The organism is Bacillus sp. FSL M7-1345, assembly GCF_038006985.1.
Classification (GTDB): Bacteria; Bacillota; Bacilli; order Bacillales; family Bacillaceae_G; genus Bacillus_A; species Bacillus_A cereus_U.
Genome location: NZ_JBBOWG010000001.1, coordinates 2,924,703 through 2,943,889, shown reverse-complemented (window position 1 = coordinate 2,943,889; position 19,187 = coordinate 2,924,703). Strand labels below are relative to the sequence as shown.

Genomic DNA, 19,187 nt, shown 5'->3' with positions numbered 1-19,187 from the left:
AGTTGTCATGATATACAAAAGGTGTCCTACTGTTATTATAAAACTGACAAATTTAATGTTACTTAAAAACAGATGAACTTAAAGCCACTTGATTGTCAACTAAAAGCAACAAGTGCTTTTTTTGCGTTTTAGCGTAGAAATTCAACAGAGAACTATAATTTTATTATGTAAACTATTTCCGTTTTTTTCACATAGTATATACAACTAACGAGGAGATAAATGTTCACTATTACCTTTATTCCTGTTATAAAAAATTCTACAATAGAAGGCAGAACGTATATTTGGTATAATCAAAACATACTATATGAAATGATGTACATGAGTTTGAAATTCATGTAATAAGGTAAGTACTACATAACAATAACTAATATTTAAAGTTCTCGTACCTATAGGATTCAGTTCATGTTATACAAATCAGTTGTTAGAAAGGAAAAGATGTAATGAATCAAATTTCATTTGAAGATTTATTTGAAGAAGAAAAAGAAAAAGTGGAGGTAGCTGAGATCCCAGCACCTTTATCGCCCTTGCAAAAAGATATTTTGGGATTATTTAATTCTGAAGAAATAAGTGCACTTGAGCTATGCGAACAATTAATACGATCTGGTAAAATATCAGATGAAAGATTTACAACGAATAAGCCTAAAGCCTTTGGACAAGTATGCTTAATATTAGAAGGGTTTGTTACAGAAGGAAAGCTTACTTTTATCAAAAATGATGAGAAAAGAGATAGGGTTTATAAATTGAATGAAGAAATTTTTAACATATAAGTTGTCCAGAATTAAATGAATGTTTTCTACGGAGCTAGTTCAGTAACCAAAGTAAAAAGGGGTATCAATCAAGAAAGATTGATACCCCTTTTTGTTTTTTTACATCTTACATATTTACGTTTGAAACCGAGTCTTTCTCTATCAAGTTCTAAATGCATATTTTCGTAAGCATTTAGAAAACTGCTTTTTTCTTGTTACGTTTTACTTCAACTATACCAACTTCTTTTGCAGTCTCGACTGCCTTTTCATGTAGTGGCGCATATGAAATCCGCACAGTGTTTAGAAGATTATCCATAGCGGATTTTGTTCGTTCTGGAGAATCCTGAATCGTATTTTTCACAATTTTATAGTTTTGAAAAAAAGTATATTAAAAAATGCACTAATAAATTATTCTCCTTTTATTTAGGCTGTTTTCGTATAGATTGTTGCTCTCTATCAACGAGTAAAAAAAGGGATATTCCACATACAACACGTTAATAACTTTCATCGCCGCTTGAAAAGATGGATGGAACGATTTCAAGGCGTTTGTACGTATTATTTGGATAGTCACCTCTACTGATATCGTTGGCTTGAGTTACATAAAAACTTAGCATTTGAAAATTGGATAGAGCAAATACTTATTTCAGCTTGCCAAAAATCTAAATATTTCACAGTTGAAGCATTAAGAAAAGATAAAAAGCATCATTAATCAGATGCTTTTTAGGTAGATTCAGTGGTTTATTGTTATTTAACTAATGGAGTAGTTTAGTTGAATAAGAAAAAAAGAGTAATGCGTATTTGACTTAAAATGCGATACAAAAATGAACTGTACAAGGATGACAATTCATTTAATAGGTAGGTATTATTTCACATTCTTTAGAGGGAAAATTACCTTGTTATAAAAAAATCTTTCCCATTTAGCTAACAAACCGTTCCCATTTTCACCACGTTGAATTTCAATTTCGTGTTTTTTATGAAATTCTGCTATTCGTTTATTATGCTCTTTGTGCAATTGATGGAGAGCTACTTGTTTCATTATTATCCCTCCTTTCGATTAACCATAATTATATATCCTGGGTTGATTATAGCAAAGTATTCTACACGTTTTGTAGATTAAATCTGCCTTTTAGTTTTAGCAGTAACAATCTTTGAGAAAACAGCCTTTATTTATGACGATCGCCGTAAGGTCATTGCCCAAAATAAAAGAGCACAAGCACTAACGGATGCACCTAATATACAAACTCCGTTCCATCCGTAGCTTGCATAAATGTTTGTGGAAAGAATTGCACCTGTAGCACTGCCGATAGAATAGAAAATCATATAACTAGCAGTGAGCCGACTTCTTGCTTCAGGACGCACTGTGAAAAGTATACTTTGGTTCGTGACATGTACAGCTTGCACAGCTAAATCTAAAAGGATAACGCCGATAACTAGTAGGAATAGAGAATGGTTCATTAATTTAATTAGGAGCCATGAAAGTAATAATAAGGATAAGGCTATGCCAGTAGTTCTTTCTCCGAATCCGCGATCAGCGAGTTGTCCGGCCTTAGTGGCAGCTAATGCACCAGCAACTCCAGCAAGACCAAATGCTCCGATAGCTGTATGTGATAGATTATATGGTGCAGCACTTAGAGGTAAAACTAATGAAGTCCATAAAATACTGAAGGAAGTAAAAATAAGCAATGCTAATATTCCGCGAATACGTAAGATCCTTTCTTCTACAAATAATAAGAGAACAGAACGTAATAGTTTACGATAGGTCATAGCCGTTTTTTTATGTTCAAGATTAGGTAAATTACGATATAACAAACCAATTACGAAGAGCATAAGTACAGCAGAGGTAAGATAAACGGAACGCCATCCCGCTAGATCTGTTAATGTTCCGGCAAATGTACGTGCAAGTAGAATTCCTATTACGACACCACTCGTGACGAAACCTACTATTCGCCCACGGTCTTTTGGGTTAGCTAAAATGGATGCGTATGCGACGAGTGTCTGCGTAACAGTCGCAAGAATTCCGACTAAGGCCATACCTATAAAAAGTACGGTACTTGAAGGAGCGACTCCGACCACAATTAAAGCGAAAACGGATAAAAGCATTTGAACAATAATAAGTCTTTTTTGGTTTAATAAATCACCAAGTGGAACTAATAAAAGTAATCCGAGTGCATAAAAAACTTGAGTAATCGTAATAACGACACCAATAGTTGAATGGTTGATCTTAAACTCATTTGATAAAGAATCAAGTAGAGGATGAGCGAAGTATATATTCGCCACAGCCATCCCGCAAGCTATTGAAAATAATAGAGTTATATAGCGGGGCATGATTGTATTGATAGGTGATTGGAACTTATCATTATTCTGTGTAAGAGCAGTTGTCATTTTTTCTTTAGTATCCATAATATCATCTCCTTTTGTTTTTAAAATAATGTACTGAACGGTATGTTATTTCGTAAGTCAAATATAATCAGGGATAAGTTGCTATGTCAAGTGAATTGTAAAATAAATTCAGTTTCTTTTGACATATCATTTATAATTTAATACGATATATAATATACTGATTAGTACATAAAAACGTGATTCATAATTTAGAAAACAGGTGAAAAAAGAGGAGGGATTAAATGGCCCGACTACGTGAATTTGATAAAGAAAAAGCTTTGGATGCTGCTATGCAACTTTTTTGGGAGAAAGGATACGCTGCTACTTCATTAAGTGATCTAACTGCTAAAATGGAAATACAAAGACCGAGTTTATATGCGGCATTTGGTGATAAAGAAGGGCTGTTTGAAGCTACATTACGGAGATACACGAATTTACACGCAGCTAGCATTCGAACAAAACTTCAAAAAGAACAATCTGTCAAAGAATCAATTCGTATGTTTTTTGAAAATATGGTGGAAGAGGAATATAAAAGAGAATCAAATAAAGGCTGTTTTTGTATTAACACAATGGTTGAGATTGCCCCTCATAATGAAAAATTTGAAGTGTTGACTAGAGAACATCAAATGTATCTTTCAGTTATATTTCAAGAATTAATCGCCAAAGGTATTCAGTCTGGAGAACTGCAAAGTGATGTGAATGCTAAAGCATTGGCACAAACGCTAGTCACTTCATTAATTGGATTAACAGTGTTAATGAAATCTCGCCCAGAACGTTCAGTTATAGATAATTCGGTATGTATCATATTATCGTTACTAAAATAAATGTAACAGAATTGTATTTCAATCAACTATGTCGATTATAGACACTTTTATTTATAAACTTTCAACCTTAAAGCACTGAATTGTCTACGAAGGCAACAAGTGCTTTTTGTTTTCGGGTAAATATGAGCAGGTGAATCATAATGGCTGTCTGCAATGTATGAAGATTGTTGGAGACATTTGTAATTAGACATCAGATAAGAGGGGAATGCAAACACTATATAAGCCCCTTCAAAGCCCCTCATAAGCACCTACCAAGTAATAAATCACTAAGAAAAAGAAAAAGAAAAAACAAAAACAAAAACAACTACAAGAACAAAAAAGCGCGAAAAAATAAAACCGGTGTAGTAGTAGTAAAAAAATTTGAAATTCGAATGCCAAAACCGTTACCTCATTCTTATATTTATATTGAAGGATTGGAATTTTCCTATTTGCTAGCAAAGAGTGGAGGGAAACTGATGGCGGTGTACCGTAATGTGCAGGTGAACTTTTGGCAAGATGAATTCATATTAGATTTAACGCCAGAAGAGCGTTATTTTTACATATATTTGTTAACTGGTACGAAAACGAAGCAATGTGGTATTTACATATTGCCAAAGCGTTTGGCAGAGCTTGAAACTGGTTACAGTATGGAGACTGTTGAGAAGTTATTGAACCGGTTTGTGGAATACGGGAAGATTTTATATGATACAGAAACAAAAGAGTTATTCATAATAAATTGGCTACATTATAACCCTATTTTAAATACGAATGTAGAGAAGTGTGTGTTACGTGAGTTAAAGACTGTGAAAAGTAACGAGTTCATACATATGTTTTTACGTAAATGTCTTGAAGAAGAATACAAGATTCCATTATTACTACAGTATTTTGGTATGCCGAAAGAAGAGGGTTCACAAGCAGTTATTGAAGAGAAAGAAGATATGAAAGAGGTAGAAACGGTAGAAGAGGCTACTTCGCATAGTAAAGTTTATAAGTTTTACGAACAAAATATAAGTAGTCTATCTCCATATATCGTGAAGGAATTGAAGGGGTGGATACAAAAAGTTTCAGGAGAGACAGTACTAGAGGCGCTTAAAATCGCGTTTGAAAATAATAAGGGAACACTTGCTTATGTAAATGGGATTTTGAGGAATTGGTGTAAGAAAGGACGAGTAAGATTCAGTAAAGGAAAGGAAATAGTGCGTAAGAGAGAAGTGTTCAGTTTGTATGATCCATAGCATGAGCAAGTAATGATTTCTTCTTTTCTAAAAGGTTCTTTTACAATAGAAGCGAATAGATTGAGAGAGGAGGGATTGTATGGAAGTCGTCATAAAAAAGAAACGAAATAGGGGAAAAAGAATTTTTATTTGGTCTAGTAGTATCGTTCTTTTTTTGTTTATTTGCGTTATGATTTTTTTGAACATATATACGCTTAGTTCTATGCCAAAGATAGATGGAACGATAAAGCTAGAGGATTTACAACACGCTGTTACGGTGAAGCGGGATAGTAAAGGAGTACCGCATATTAAAGCGGGAAATGCACATGATTTATATTTTTCGCAAGGGTATGTACAAGCGCAAGATCGTTTGTTTCAAATGGATTTAAGTAGAAGGCAAGCTTCTGGTATGTTAAGTGAAGTTGTAGGGGAAGCAGCTGTTGATAGAGATAAGTTGTTTCGAACGCTCGGTTTACGGCGAGCGGCAGAAGCATCTTTAAATCAATATGATGGAGAAGCGAAATATGCCCTGCAGTCATTTGCTGATGGGGTGAATGCTTTTATACGTGAGGCGAAGGCCGAAAAGAAATTGCCAGTGGAGTTTACTCTATTAGGTTATGAACCTGCTGAATGGTCAATTGTGGACTCTTTAACGATCGGAAAGTATATGGCGTTTGATTTAGGAGGACATTGGCATGGACAAGCATTTCGATATTGGGCGTTGAAAAATCTTCCGGAAAAGCAAGCAGCTGAACTATTTCCGGCTTATCCGAAAGATGCTCCTAGATTGCTAGCTGAACTGAAAAATACAAATGTGAATGTAGCACAAAGTTTTTCAAAGACAGTAATTCCGCCGGAGTTTAACGGTAGTAATAACTGGGTGATAAGCGGTGAGAAGAGTGTGTCTGGTAAACCGATTTTAGCGGATGATCCTCATTTATCGCTTGCGACACCTTCTATATGGTATCAAACGAGACTTGACATGAAAGATTTACATGTGAGTGGCGTTATTTTTGCTGGAGTACCAGGTGTTATATTAGGTCACAATGACAAAATAGCATGGGGTGTTACGAATACTGGTCCTGATGTACAAGATTTATATATTGAAAAGAGAAATCCTAATAATGAAAATGAATTTTTGTATAACGATAAATGGGAAAAGGCTACGGTTGTTGATGAATCTATTAAAGTAAAAGGCGGGAAAACAATTCCGTATAACGTTACGGTTACGAGGCATGGTCCAGTAATTTCAGAGTTTGCGGATAAGGGGAAAGAGAAAACGAAAACAGTATTCGCTTTGAAATGGACTGCTTTGGAGCCTTCCGCTGAATTAAAGGCTGTATTAAATATGAATAAAGCGAAAGACTGGAATGAGTTTGAAACTGCACTTCAAGATTTTCATACACCAACTCAAAACTTTGTGTTTGCATCAAATGACGGCACAATTGCTTATAAAGCGAATGGAAATATACCAGTGCGTAAAAAAGGCGATGGTAGTTTGCCAGTTCCAGGATGGACAGATGAATATGAATGGGAAGGGTATATCCCATTTGATCAGCTTCCAAAAGTAATAAATCCAAAACAAGGGTTCATTTCAACTGCGAATAATAAAATTGTTGATGATAATTATCCGTACCATATTAGTAATACGTGGGCACAGCCATATAGGCAAATGCGCATTCAAGAGTTTTTACAAGAGAAGGAAAAATATACGGTGAAAGATTTACAAAAGTTACAGATGGATCAAAAGAATTTATACGGGAAAGAATTTGCTCCTATATTTTTAAAAGAGTTAAATAAAACAGATTTAAATGAAGTGGAGAAAGAAGGCGTCAAACAATTAACAAAGTGGAACTTTTACGATAGTAAAGATGAAGCGGCACCATTAATATTCCATTTGTTAATGAAAGAGATTTCGAATACGTTATTTTCAAAAGAAGTACCGAAAGATGTAATGGAGTTATTTGAAGGGAAACAACAAGTTGTCGATGAACTAATTCGTAAAGAAGTAAACGGTGAAAATAGTGCTTGGTTTACGAAGTACGGAGGCTTCACAGAAGTTGTGCATACATCGTACGAGAATGTAATGAAGAAATTACAGAAGGAGTATGGATCGAATGTAACAGAGTGGAAGTGGGGCGATTACCATCAACTTGCTTTTACACATCCAATTTCGAGATCATCTAGTATATTAGCACTACTCGCATTTAATCGTGAGAAACCAGTTCCAATTGGAGGAAGTCAAGTTACGGTTCAAGCAGCGAATTACGGAGATAACGGTATTGTAAATCACGGTGCTTCATGGAGATTTGTCATTGATACGAAAGATATGTCAAACGGTTATCATATAGTGGGGCCGGGACAGTCAGGACATTTTAGAAGCGATTGGTATCATGATCAAATAGATGATTGGGTGAATGGTGAGTATCATACGACTACTTTAAATACAGATGGGATTGAAGGGAAAGTATTAACTTTACAGCCGAAGTGATAGTATGTTCCTATTTGCAGATGGCCCAGCTTTATGAAGTAATAATCCTTCCGCTAATGAAGGTTTTACTTTATAAAAGAGACTCTTACTATTGTAAGAGTCTTTTTACTATGATAATGGATAAAATATTCTTTTTGTAGAAACGCGACAAATTTTGACAAAATATTGGACGGGGACTTGTTATAATATCTTTTGGAATATTATGTTTATTGAACTGAGGATGAAGTATTGTGCAACAAGGGGAATTTCTTAATAGTTGCAGTGAAATCTAATAGGGGGATTTAATATGAGCATTAAAGTAATAAGGGCAACGGGTATGATGGGCGGAGCAACAAGAGTTGCTGTAAAGGTAGATAACGAAGTAGTAATGAAACTTGAGAATAACGAAGAATATACGCTTCCTTTTGAATTAGATGAAGCGAATATTAAAGTAAAACAATTCTTTTTTGGAAGTAAAGAAAAGAAAGTAAAGGATGGCGAAATAGTAGAAATTAAGATAAATAGTATCGCCATGCTATTACTGATGGTGTCAATGATGGCTGTTTTATTCGGTTCGTCAATTGGTATAAATATTGTTGTTTTTGGTGTAATAGGAGCATTAGTTACGTTAGTATACGGAGTGAATAACTGGTTTAGTTTAGAGGTTAAATAATTATTGTATATATATTTATTTCAGTTGATTTACTATACATGAGATGAAAATATTTTTAAGCGGGAAATGGGGAGGATCATTATGAAGAAAATGGTTGTAATATCTAGTTTGGCGCTAATAGTAGGTTTAACAACTGGTTGTAGCAGTGAAAAAATAAGTGGACCTAAAACAGTATCTGTAAAAAAAGAAAAAGAGTTAGTAGCGAAAGATATTTTTAAAAAAGCAGCTGACGGATTAAAACAAGAGGAATATCTTACATTGACATCTCTTATGTCAATGAAGGGGAGCAGCCAATCAGAAGAGATTAAAATGAAAATACAGATGGAGCCGAAACTGAAGAATTCTAGAGCTGAAATGAAAATAAGTGGTACAGATATTGTAACGTATGAAGTAGATGGAAAGGTCGCTGCTCAAGTGAAAAACCCTGATACAGGAGAGTTAGTTACGATACCTAATGATCAATTTAATGTAAATGATGTAATGGTCAGTAAAAATTTACTTAATGAGTTAGATTTACCGGAAGCTTTGGCTAAGAAAATGAAAGCGAAGAAGGATGGGGACACATATAAACTTACACTTGAATTAAAGGGAAAAGAAGCGGTAGATACGTTACAAAAAATTAATGGAGATATGAAGAAATTAACGGAAGGATTTAATATGGATGCGTTTAACATTGAATATATAATAACAAGAGATTATAAATTTGAAGAGATGCGAACAACTATAAAAGTGAGTGAAAGTAACTCAGATAAAAAAGCTAGTACAGATAAGGAAAAATTGGATGCAGTTGTGAGTATAAAGATTGATTCATATGAAAAGTTTGATTCAATTAAGTTACCAGAAGGAATTCAATAATTTCAATCGTAAAAGGATAAAAAAGAGCGGAAATCCGCTCTTTTTTATTTATCTTACTATTTTTAGGAGAATTATATGAATAACACTTTTATTAATGAAAACTTCATGTAATTTTTTCTGGAATATATGTGAAACATTGTATAAAATAATCAAGAAAGTCAAAAATTATAGGGGGAAACTTGTGAAGAAAAGTAAGAGTTTAGTAAGTATTTTAGGAGTGTGTATCATGTTGTTTTCTTTTTGTTTCCAAGGAAATGTACAGGCAGATGTAAATACTGTTCAATCTGGAAAAATAAAATCAGGAAACGTAACAGTATGGGAAGTAGAAAATGTAGCGAAAGTGTTAGCTGATGTAGAGCGCTTGAATTTGAATACGGTGAATGTACCGATCCAAGTTGATATTCCGAATGTGAATTCGGCTAATATGGTAATTAATCAGGCACAAAAGAAACAAGCTATTATTTTAATTCAAGAATTATTAAAGCGTAATATTCAAGTTATAGTGGAACCGTTCCCATATATTCAGCAGGGGAATGTTGGAGAAACAGAATGGAATCCAAGTAATATTAATGATTTCTTCTGGAATTGGAAAACGGTTATTCTACAAGATATTTTTAATTCTATTACAAGTAAATACAATGTGTATGGACTAAAGATTGCTTCTAATTTCGTTAATATGGAATATGCAGAAGGATATTGGAACGATACGATTAATTTTGTCCGTCAGCAGTATAAAGGAAATATTTTGTATCAAATGAACTGGTGGTTAACAGCAAGTTGGGATCCATCGTATGAAGCGAAGTTTAAAGAGAAAATAAATCGTCCGTATTTAAAAAAGGTGGATATTGTTAGTATCGATAGTTGGTTTGAAGTTTCAGGAAAAAGGAATCCATCATACGAAGAAGTGAAGCAAAGTTTATTTGCGACAACAGTATATAATCGTGGACAAAATGTTGTTCAACAACTGGAACAATTACATAATGCAACAGGAAAGCCAGTTTATTTTGGTGGATTTAACGTACCAGCGCGTGAACTAGGACTACAAAATCCATGGAATCCAGATGTTTCAAATGTATTTTCAAAAGATGTACAATTGAATGGATGGCGCGCTTACCGAGATGTATTAGAACCGAAGCCGTATTTTAAAGGTTTTTCAATTTGGTTTATTGGCTCTAATGATAGTAATCATTCATATCAAATACATAGTAAAGAAGCAGAGGCAGTTATTAATGGATGGTATCGAAAATAAATTTTATAAAATAGGTAAGTTTTAGAATCCATTACATATATTTTAGTGAAAGGCCTTTCACCATCTTATCACCTAGGGGGCAATCATAATGAAATTTTTGTCATACCTTACAGTAATTTTGGTGATTCTTGGCGGTTTGAATTGGTTGTTTGTAGCGTTAGATTATAATGTAGTTGAGAAATGGTTTGGTTCTATGCCGGCGCTTGTGGATACTATTTATTGGCTCTTTGGTCTTTCAGCTATTTATCAAATTTTTGATCGGTTCTTTACGAGTAAGTAGCTATTATACTTTATTACTAGAGTGTTAAGTATGATTATGTACTTAACACTTTTTTGTATGTTTATGAAATAAGCGTCAAATATTCCCCACCTATAATTTGTAAATAACCCATGAGATAATCTCCGTACATACTACATGTGGAGTTTTTTTAGGAATTTACAGTTATAACATCTCATATTTTGTTTATAATTGTAAATAGTTATTGAAATCTATAAATGTTATTTCTTTTTTAATAAATAAAAAATATAAAAAGGAAAAATAATGCAACTTTTTAACGCGCTTATTCGTGTTATATATGAAAGGAGGAGGGGGATGGAAATTGAAGAAATATATAAAGTTTATATAAACGATGTGTACCGGTATTTATTTTCCCTTTCTCGTAGCCATCACGTAGCGGAGGACTTGATGCAGGAGACTTTTTATCGGGCGTATCTTTATCTAGAAGACTATGAAAACCAAAAGGTAAAATCATGGCTATTTAAAGTGGCATATCATACGTTTATTGATTTTGTTAGGAAAGAGAAAAAAGTAACTTTTGTAGGAACGGAAGAATTAGAGACAATACAAGCAGGGGAATCTACAGAAGAGTATGTAGTCGCAAAAAATAGTTATGAAAAATTAATTCAGATTATTCATACTTTACCATTGGTAGAGGCACAATCTATTTTATTATGTGACGTACATCAATTAACGTACGAAGAGGGTGCTACTGTATTAGATTTAAAGGTAAACACGTATAAAAGTCACATATTTCGCGGGAGAAAGAGATTAAAAGAATTGTTAAAGGAGGAAAAGAGTCAAAATGACAAATGATAAACCTCATTCTGAACAAGATGATTATAAAGAATTGTTACAAGAAGCTCTTGATCAAAGACCGGCTTCACTTCCTGATGGAAAACAGGAGCAAGTGTTGAAAATAGGTAAAAAAAGAGCGCGTATTACGAATGTTTTGATTGTATTTACTTTTTTACTACTTATTCAACCTATTTTATATATATCTACACTCTTATATTATACAGTGGCACCTACAAACGCAATGGAGATACGGAATGTAGTAAATCAAACGTTAAGTGTAACAGAACCAAATGTATTTTTGAAAGATAGGGACATGGAGCAAACATTGCTACCGCTTAGTTTGCAATTGCATTTTGATTTGTATAAAAGGGTAGGAAAGAAAGATATTCGAATAGGAGAAGAGAAAACAGATTATGTATTAAGTAGAGCAACGAAAGTAAGCCGTGAATATACAACAGATGAAAAAATTCCAGAAGTCCCATATATAGATAACGAGGTGTTGTCTCATCCTAATAATTATAATGCGTCCTATAATAGTAGCGAAGAAGCGCAGGTATTAAAGGGTCTTCCGCAAGAATCTGTTGTAGAAGCATTTGTATCTTTTAGAGAATTATTAAGTGTACAAGAGGTAACGAATATGTTTCCTACTATTGATATTGTGTGGTATGCCGTTAATACAGGATTAGAGGAGAAGCAAACGAATGAAGAGGGTATGTATGTAGCCCCGATTGGCTTTCCAGCAGAAATGATTTCAAGTCCAAGTGGTGCTTTTGTAAGTGATTTACCTCATGAGGAACAATTTATTGATGTGTTAAAGTCATTACAGAAGCATGAAAATTTAGCAGTGAAGCTATCTAGAGCGAAAGTATTAGAGTTGTCAAAGCGTATTTCTTTCCTTGAAAAAAATGGGATAAAAACATACGGGGCAGTTGTAACTGGTCCTAAAGTAGAAGTTGAAAAATTGATGAGCCACGAAAAAGTTAGAAAATTGAAAGTAGGTGAAGCGAGGTTATGGAATTGGCATTCTTAAAAAAAGGAAAGAATCATATGTATAAACAGGAAACGTGGATGGGGACTATTTCATTAATTATTGCCTTTCTAGCGTTATTGTATTTGAACATTATATTGCTTATTCAAGAAACATTTATAGGTAAAAGTTTTCTGCAAATAGTTGGTATTGGAGTGGTGTGCTCAGTCATAGGTATGATCACAAAAAGCAAAAGTCGAAAATATGCATTGTGGGCATGTAGTTTATTTATTTTTATGCTGCTGTTTTCTATATTTGGATTTATGTTAGGTTGGATGATAAGCTTTGGCCCATAAATATGTGGAAAAGAGCGAATGTAGATTCGCTCTTTTTCTAATGTATAAAAAGTAAAATAGATAAGAGAAGAACCTATCAAATTTGAAAGGAGAGCACTATGCATCTAGGCTGTTGTTTTGTTGATATGTTTTCTGCTCACTTTATATAAAAAAATATTTGCACATGCAAGCGATTCCATTGCGTCTTACGCCGTAATAACGGAAAACAAATTGACCGTGTATTGTATATAGGTTATAATTCAGAAAGTTTAAAAAATAATAAAAATGAGAAATAGGGAGGTTATCTGGGTGATGGAGAGAGTGTATAATTTTTCAGCAGGACCATCTATACTCCCTTTGCCGGTTTTAGAGAAAGTGCAAAAGGAGCTTGTAAATTATAACGGGACAGGCATGTCTGTTATGGAAATGAGCCATAGATCTTCTTATTTCCAAAGTATTATTGATGAAGCCAGCAGCTTACTTCGTGAATTAATGAACATTCCTGATGATTATGAAGTTTTATTTTTACAAGGCGGTGCGTCATTACAATTTTCTATGATACCGTTAAATTTAATGAGTACGTATAAAAAAGCTGGGTACGTACTGACAGGTTCATGGTCTAAAAAGGCGCAGCAAGAAGCCGGAAAAGTAGGGGAAGTGCAAGTGATTGCTTCTTCTGAAAAAGAGAAATTTACTACGATTCCTAAAATGGATGATTTACCAAATGATGAAGAACTAGATTATATACATATTACAACAAATAATACAATTGAGGGGACAAAATATGTGGATATTCCACATGTAGAAAGAGTGCCGCTTGTTGCGGATACGTCCTCAAATATTTTATCAGAACAATATGATGTTACGAAGTTTGGTCTCATATATGCGGGTGCGCAAAAGAATTTAGGGCCAGCGGGTTTAACGATTGTAATTATAAAAAGAGATTTAATTGGCAGTGCAAGTAGTGCTTGTCCTACGATGCTAAACTATGAAACTTACAGTAAAAATAACTCCCTATATAATACACCGCCATCCTTTAGTATTTATGTGACGAAACTTGTACTAGAGTGGTTGAAAGAACAAGGCGGGGTATCTGCGATTGAAGCACAAAATAGAATGAAATCTTCACTTCTTTACAATTTTTTAGATGAATCTAAATTGTTTACTTCACCAGTTGATCCCACGTATCGATCACTTATGAATATTCCGTTTACAACACAGTCAGAAGAGCTTAACAATCAGTTTTTACAAAAAGCGAAAGAACGCGGTTTCGTTACGCTAAAGGGACATCGTTCAGTCGGCGGTATGCGCGCTAGTATTTACAATGCGATGCCAACCCAAGGTGTACAAGAATTAGTAGACTATATGAAGGAATTCGAGCTTGAGAATAGATAGGGAGATGGGGATATGTTTCGTGTTCAGACGTTAAATCAAATTGCGGAAAAGGGTTTGCAAATTTTTGATGGGAATCGCTATGAAATTGGAGACAAAGTAGGTCATCCTGACGGTATTTTACTTCGCAGCTATTCTTTACATCAAGAAGAGTTTTCAGAAGATTTAAAGGCGATTGCAAGAGCTGGTGCCGGTGTAAATAATATTCCTGTTGAGCGTTGTACGGAAAAAGGGATTGTAGTATTTAATACGCCAGGGGCTAATGCGAATGCAGTGAAGGAACTTATTATCGCAAGTCTTATTATGTCTTCCCGTAATATTATAAATGGAGTGAGCTGGACGAAAGAGTTGGATGGAGAAGAAGTACCACAGCTTGTTGAAGCTGGGAAGAAGCAATTCGTTGGATCAGAGATAGCAGGGAAACGTCTAGGTGTTATCGGTCTTGGTGCAATCGGTGCTTTAGTTGCGAACGATGCGTTAGCTTTAGGAATGGACGTTGTCGGATACGACCCATATATATCTGTTGAAACAGCATGGCGTCTTTCTACGCAAGTGCAGAGAGCATTTAGTTTAGATGAAATTTTTGCAACTTGTGATTATATTACATTACACATTCCTCTTACGAACCAAACGAAGGGGATTGTTGGTGAACACGCTATAGAGACGATGAAAAAAGGAATGCGTCTATTCAATTTCTCAAGAGGAGAACTTGTAGATGAAACAGCTCTTCAAAAAGCGTTAGAAGAAGATATTATTACACATTACGTAACAGATTTCCCGAATGAAAATGTTATAAAGATGAAAAATGTAACAGCGACGCCTCACCTAGGTGCATCTACGTCTGAGTCTGAAGAAAATTGTGCGGTAATGGCAGCTCGTCAATTACGTGAATATTTAGAGACAGGAAATATTCGTAATTCAGTAAACTATCCAAACGTAGAACTTCCGTACATTGGAAAAAAACGAATTACGATTATGCATCAAAACGTTCCGAACATGGTAGGGCAAATTACAGGATGTTTAGCAGAACATCATATTAATATTGCGGATATGATTAATCGTAGTAAACATTCTTGGGCGTACACAATGATTGATATTGATAATGGTATTGATGATATAATTAAAGAGAATATTGTGGAAAATATAAGCAAAATTACAGGTGTTGTAGCCGTTCGAATGATTGTGTAAAGGAGAGAGGAACTTGGCAAATATCCGACCGTTTCGGGCCATCCGTCCAGTAGAAGAAAAAGCTGTGCAAGTGGCAGCTTTACCTTACGATGTATTAAATAGTGAAGAGGCAAGAGAAGTTGTAAAAGGGAATCCATATTCTTTCTTACATGTTGATAAAGCTGAAATTGATTTAGATCCAGCACTTTCACCGTATGATGATCGCGTATATGAAAAAGCGGGTGAAAATTTAAAGCAATTTATACAAGAAGAAGTGTTCGTTCAAGATGAAGAGCCAGCGCTTTATATTTATGAACTGACGATGCAAGGAAGAACGCAGTCAGGCCTTGTCGTTTGTACATCGATTGACGAGTATGAAGATGATACAATTAAAAAACATGAAAGAACGCGTCATGAAAAAGAACTAGATCGCATTCGTCACGTAGATGTGTGCGATGCAAATACGGGTCCTATCTTTTTAACTTATCGTACAAAAGAAGAAGTGAAACGTTTAATTGCAAGCTGGAAAGAAGAACATGCGCCAATTTATAAATTTACGGCAGAAGACGGAGTCGAGCATGTTGCGTGGAAGATTGCAGATGAAGAAGTGATTACGACTTTAGTAAATGCATTTGAAGATATCCCTAACTTGTACATTGCAGATGGACATCACCGCTCTGCATCAGCTGCAAAAGTAGGAGTTATGCGAAGAGAGCAATATCCGAATTACACAGGAGAAGAGGAATTCAATTTCTTCCTATCTGTTTTATTCCCTCATGATGAATTATCAATTTGGGATTATAACCGGGTTGTGAAAGATTTAAATGGCTTATCAGTAGAGCAATTTTTAAAGCAAGTGGCGCAATATTTTTATGTGGAAGAAGCAGGTGTTTCACCGTATAAACCAAATGAGCCAAAATCATTTGGAATGTATGTAAACGAAAAGTGGTATAAGCTCACAGTGAAAGAGGAAACATTTGATGCGAATGATCTTGTTAGACGTTTAGATGTATCTATTTTACAAGATCATTTAGTAAGTCAGGTGCTTGAAATACATGATCCGCGCTCTGATTCACGCATTGATTTCGTCGGCGGAATCCGCGGATTAGAAGAACTAGAACGTCTTGTGAATAGCGGTGAATACAAAGCAGCGTTCGCGTTATATCCGACATCAATGGAAGATTTATTAACAATCGCAGACGCTGGAGAAGTAATGCCGCCGAAATCAACATGGTTTGAACCGAAACTTCGTAGTGGGTTGTTTGTACATTCGTTAAAATAAACTTCTTTAGTTTGAAAAACCGAAATGATTTTTAGTTTCGGTTTTTCTTATTTTAAAAGTGTTTTTGAGGAGGGGTATGGATGGAATTGCAAGTAGGGGAGAAAATCACTTTTGAGCGAACTTTTACGAAAGAGGATGTTGCGTTATTTACGGAAGTATCTAAAGATGAGGGCGTTCATCATGTTACACCAGATGAGCAGGGGAGATTTGTTGTACAAGGACTTTTAACAGCAACGCTGCCTACAAAAATGGGTGGTGATTATAACGTACTAGCTCGCAAAATGGATTTTGAATTTTTACGTCCTGTTTTTAGCGGTGATACGATTCGTTGTGACGTAACCATTGAACAATTTGAACCAGATGAAAAAAATCGCACAAAGATTATTGCGATGTTTATATGTAGGAATCAACTTGAAAAGGAAGTAATGAAGGGGAGTTTTTCGGGGATTATTCTTTAATCAGTAGGCAAAGGAAATGAAATAAGTGTGGGGGGAAACCCCACACTTATTTTATTCCACGCCACTTTCTAAAATAGAGAAAGATCTATTTTCACAATCAATTTCTGCCATCGCACCGTAAGGTAAAATAAACTTCGGTTCAGTATGCCCGAAATTTAAATTATAAAGAACTGGCAAATCTTCTAAGTTATATTCCCTCATAACTTTCAGTATTTCATGTTTATATTCTTCATAATACATTTCGTCTTTCGGTTTACCAAAAATGATTCCTTTTGCTTTTTGCAGAATGCCTTGCGCAGCATAGTTTCGTAACCAATACTTTATATAACTTGGTTCTGGATGATCTTCAGAGGTTTCAAAGAAAAGGATACTATTTTCCCAATACTTTTTCTCAGGCCAAAGCTCCGTTCCTTTTGCAAACTCCAGTACTTCCATACAACCACCAATTAAACGCCCTTGTACAGTGGTAGAGCCTTGAAGTAGCTCATATCCATTGTTTTGCTGCATCGTACGCCGTTGATCCTTATTCGCCTCTATCCATTCTAAACGCTCACTCGTCCATTCATGGGCTGGTTGAATCTCGCTAATATTCTCATTTGAAAAGAGAGTTCGATTCACCATTTCAATTGTATATGGATCCATCTCTACATTTTCGGCAAAATCGGTTAAAATTGCTGGACCGTAAAAAGAAGAAATTCCTGCTTTATGACAAAATAAATGTGAAACGGTAACGTCAGAGTACCCCATAAAAATTTTCGGGTTTTCACGTATCACATTAAAATCTATATAAGGAAGTAAACGGATGCTATCTTCTCCGCCAATATTCGCAATGATTGCTTTCACGCGCGTATCTTTAAATGCTGTCATTAAATCTTTCGCACGAGCCTCTGGGTTGTTATAAATGAATTCGCTACCTTTTAAACTATTTGGCATTGGGACAACCTTAAGACCGAAAACTTTTTCTAATCTTTTTACTCCTTGCTCATAACGCCATCTTAGCTCAGAATCACCTGATCCTCCCCACGAAGGGCTTACTGTTGCCACAATATCTCCCGACTGTAATCTTTTTGGTTTCATTAACATTTTAATTCCGCTCCTACATAATTTAATGGACTACGATTATACAAAATGTAGCATTGAAAAAATATGATGCATGACATTAGTTTCTTCATCATCAATCAGTTTACCTGCTGTTATTCAAGGATTTGGCATTCGTGTTGAATATAGGAATAATCGATTTAAATTTAAAAATTACAGTATGCAACATTGCATGAGAAAGATGGTTGCTATTCCTTATTGTCTGTAACTATAATAGTTACAGGTTGGTCGTATCCAATCGAAAAAATAAAATCATCATGAATGGAGATGTTTCATAATGGGTATGAAAAAATTAATTTTAGCAGGTGCTTTAGGGATCGCAGCATTATCAGGAACGAATTTACCAGGATTAGAACTGTCAAAAGCGAGTGCGGCTTCTATTGAGTCGAATTTCTCGACGTTAGAAGGACGAGTAATAGAAGTAGATAAAGGTGTAATTGTCGTAAAATCTAAGCAATATGAAGAACCTGTTAGTGTTTATATAGATTCCCTCTCAAATGTGAAAGTAGGAGATGAAGTAAAAGCTACTGGATCTATGATGCGTAATTTCACGGAATATATGATTGCAAATACAGTTGAAAATACGTCAAATAAATTAGGTATGCACATGAAAGAAGACGGCTCTCCTGATTATGTGATAGGGGAAGTATCAAAAGTAGTAACGACGGAAGATGAGGGAGACGTTTCTACTAAATATGTCGTAGTTGAGTATCCATCGCTAAACGGGAAGAAAGTTATTATTGATGTTTTCTTAACAAAGGGACAAGTATTTAATTCGGGTGAGAAAGTAAAAATTGATATGAAGTATGTAGGTTGGGGCGGAATTTCTATTAACTACAACACAACGGATCATATTGAAAAGGTTTATGAGGTAAAGAGCAACGTTGAAAATAATGATGATGTTTGGATTTGGTCTTAACAAGGCGAGTGTAAGTTGTTATTTGTAAATTACTTCGAACAATAAATGTAAAATAATATGTATCATGCAGTACCCATCTAATTATCATGTGTATGACAATTGGAT

The 19,187-nt window shown here is 34.8% G+C and carries 19 protein-coding genes and 2 pseudogenes; 17 read left to right on the top strand and 4 right to left on the bottom strand.

The window, feature by feature from the left end; all coding sequences use genetic code 11:
* The first annotated feature begins 440 nt into the window (after window positions 1–440).
* On the top strand, window positions 441–767 hold the full coding sequence (locus tag MHB76_RS15310) for a DUF3895 domain-containing protein (RefSeq protein WP_002013774.1): 327 nt from the start codon (window positions 441–443) through the stop codon (window positions 765–767).
* 68 nt (window positions 768–835) lie between these two features.
* On the opposite strand, the pseudogene MHB76_RS15305 reads toward MHB76_RS15310, so the two are convergent.
* Window positions 836–1,113, bottom strand: a pseudogene (locus MHB76_RS15305) (hypothetical protein); the annotation flags it as partial.
* A 90-nt stretch (window positions 1,114–1,203) separates the two neighbouring features.
* On the opposite strand from MHB76_RS15305, the pseudogene MHB76_RS15300 reads away from it, so the two are divergent.
* Window positions 1,204–1,455 (top strand): annotated as a pseudogene (locus tag MHB76_RS15300) (IS1595 family transposase); the annotation flags it as partial.
* Between the two features lie 153 nt (window positions 1,456–1,608).
* On the opposite strand, the gene MHB76_RS15295 reads toward MHB76_RS15300, so the two are convergent.
* Window positions 1,609–1,782 carry a hypothetical protein gene (locus tag MHB76_RS15295; RefSeq protein WP_002013769.1) on the bottom strand — a complete coding sequence of 58 codons (174 nt, stop codon included), beginning with the start codon at window positions 1,780–1,782 and terminating at the stop codon, window positions 1,609–1,611.
* Between the two features lie 131 nt (window positions 1,783–1,913).
* The gene (locus tag MHB76_RS15290) at window positions 1,914–3,146 is read right to left on the bottom strand and encodes an MFS transporter (RefSeq protein ID WP_340987022.1); all 1,233 of its coding nucleotides are present in this window, start codon (window positions 3,144–3,146) and stop codon (window positions 1,914–1,916) included.
* Window positions 3,147–3,367: 221 nt separating this feature from the next.
* Between MHB76_RS15290 and MHB76_RS15285 the strand changes: the two genes are divergently transcribed.
* From MHB76_RS15285 to MHB76_RS15220, 14 genes are all read left to right on the top strand, one after another.
* The gene (locus tag MHB76_RS15285; RefSeq protein ID WP_340987020.1) at window positions 3,368–3,949 is read left to right on the top strand and encodes a TetR/AcrR family transcriptional regulator; all 582 of its coding nucleotides are present in this window, start codon (window positions 3,368–3,370) and stop codon (window positions 3,947–3,949) included.
* Between the two features lie 371 nt (window positions 3,950–4,320).
* Window positions 4,321–5,163: a DnaD domain-containing protein gene (locus MHB76_RS15280; protein ID WP_340987018.1), complete on the top strand. Its 843-nt coding sequence runs from the start codon at window positions 4,321–4,323 to the stop codon at window positions 5,161–5,163.
* Window positions 5,164–5,242: 79 nt separating this feature from the next.
* Window positions 5,243–7,633, top strand: coding sequence for a penicillin acylase family protein (locus MHB76_RS15275; protein ID WP_340987016.1), 2,391 nt, complete (start codon window positions 5,243–5,245; stop codon window positions 7,631–7,633).
* Between the two features lie 286 nt (window positions 7,634–7,919).
* Complete coding sequence (locus MHB76_RS15270; RefSeq protein ID WP_002199937.1) at window positions 7,920–8,285, top strand: hypothetical protein; 366 nt, start codon at window positions 7,920–7,922, stop codon at window positions 8,283–8,285.
* Between the two features lie 81 nt (window positions 8,286–8,366).
* Entirely contained in the window at window positions 8,367–9,140 is a 774-nt protein-coding gene (locus MHB76_RS15265) for a DUF6612 family protein (protein WP_002199938.1), read from the top strand.
* 181 nt (window positions 9,141–9,321) lie between these two features.
* The gene (locus tag MHB76_RS15260) at window positions 9,322–10,389 is read left to right on the top strand and encodes a glycoside hydrolase family 113 (RefSeq protein WP_199710078.1); all 1,068 of its coding nucleotides are present in this window, start codon (window positions 9,322–9,324) and stop codon (window positions 10,387–10,389) included.
* A gap of 88 nt (window positions 10,390–10,477) precedes the next feature.
* Complete coding sequence (locus MHB76_RS15255; RefSeq protein ID WP_002084566.1) at window positions 10,478–10,669, top strand: DUF378 domain-containing protein; 192 nt, start codon at window positions 10,478–10,480, stop codon at window positions 10,667–10,669.
* A 312-nt stretch (window positions 10,670–10,981) separates the two neighbouring features.
* Window positions 10,982–11,482 carry a sigma-70 family RNA polymerase sigma factor gene (locus tag MHB76_RS15250; RefSeq protein WP_199710077.1) on the top strand — a complete coding sequence of 167 codons (501 nt, stop codon included), beginning with the start codon at window positions 10,982–10,984 and terminating at the stop codon, window positions 11,480–11,482.
* On the top strand, window positions 11,472–12,494 hold the full coding sequence (locus tag MHB76_RS15245; RefSeq protein ID WP_002110720.1) for an anti-sigma factor: 1,023 nt from the start codon (window positions 11,472–11,474) through the stop codon (window positions 12,492–12,494). Before MHB76_RS15250 ends, MHB76_RS15245 begins: the two co-directional genes overlap by 11 nt.
* Complete coding sequence (locus MHB76_RS15240) at window positions 12,476–12,787, top strand: hypothetical protein (RefSeq protein ID WP_002110719.1); 312 nt, start codon at window positions 12,476–12,478, stop codon at window positions 12,785–12,787. Before MHB76_RS15245 ends, MHB76_RS15240 begins: the two co-directional genes overlap by 19 nt.
* 291 nt (window positions 12,788–13,078) lie before the next feature.
* Complete coding sequence (gene serC, locus MHB76_RS15235) at window positions 13,079–14,161, top strand: 3-phosphoserine/phosphohydroxythreonine transaminase (protein WP_078174943.1); 1,083 nt, start codon at window positions 13,079–13,081, stop codon at window positions 14,159–14,161.
* Between the two features lie 12 nt (window positions 14,162–14,173).
* Window positions 14,174–15,346, top strand: coding sequence for a 3-phosphoglycerate dehydrogenase family protein (locus MHB76_RS15230; protein WP_016105381.1), 1,173 nt, complete (start codon window positions 14,174–14,176; stop codon window positions 15,344–15,346).
* A 13-nt stretch (window positions 15,347–15,359) separates the two neighbouring features.
* Window positions 15,360–16,607 (top strand): DUF1015 domain-containing protein, encoded by a 1,248-nt coding sequence (locus tag MHB76_RS15225; protein ID WP_016105380.1) that lies wholly within the window; start codon window positions 15,360–15,362, stop codon window positions 16,605–16,607.
* 80 nt (window positions 16,608–16,687) lie between these two features.
* Window positions 16,688–17,065, top strand: coding sequence for an enoyl-CoA hydratase (locus tag MHB76_RS15220; RefSeq protein WP_078174928.1), 378 nt, complete (start codon window positions 16,688–16,690; stop codon window positions 17,063–17,065).
* A gap of 51 nt (window positions 17,066–17,116) precedes the next feature.
* Here the strand turns inward: MHB76_RS15220 and MHB76_RS15215 are convergent, their stop codons facing one another.
* Window positions 17,117–18,148: a S66 family peptidase gene (locus MHB76_RS15215; RefSeq protein ID WP_078174927.1), complete on the bottom strand. Its 1,032-nt coding sequence runs from the start codon at window positions 18,146–18,148 to the stop codon at window positions 17,117–17,119.
* A gap of 292 nt (window positions 18,149–18,440) precedes the next feature.
* Between MHB76_RS15215 and MHB76_RS15210 the strand changes: the two genes are divergently transcribed.
* A complete protein-coding gene (locus MHB76_RS15210) occupies window positions 18,441–19,082 on the top strand; it encodes an ATP F0F1 synthase subunit alpha (protein ID WP_078174925.1) in 642 nt (213 codons plus the stop codon).
* Window positions 19,083–19,187: the final 105 nt, after the last annotated feature.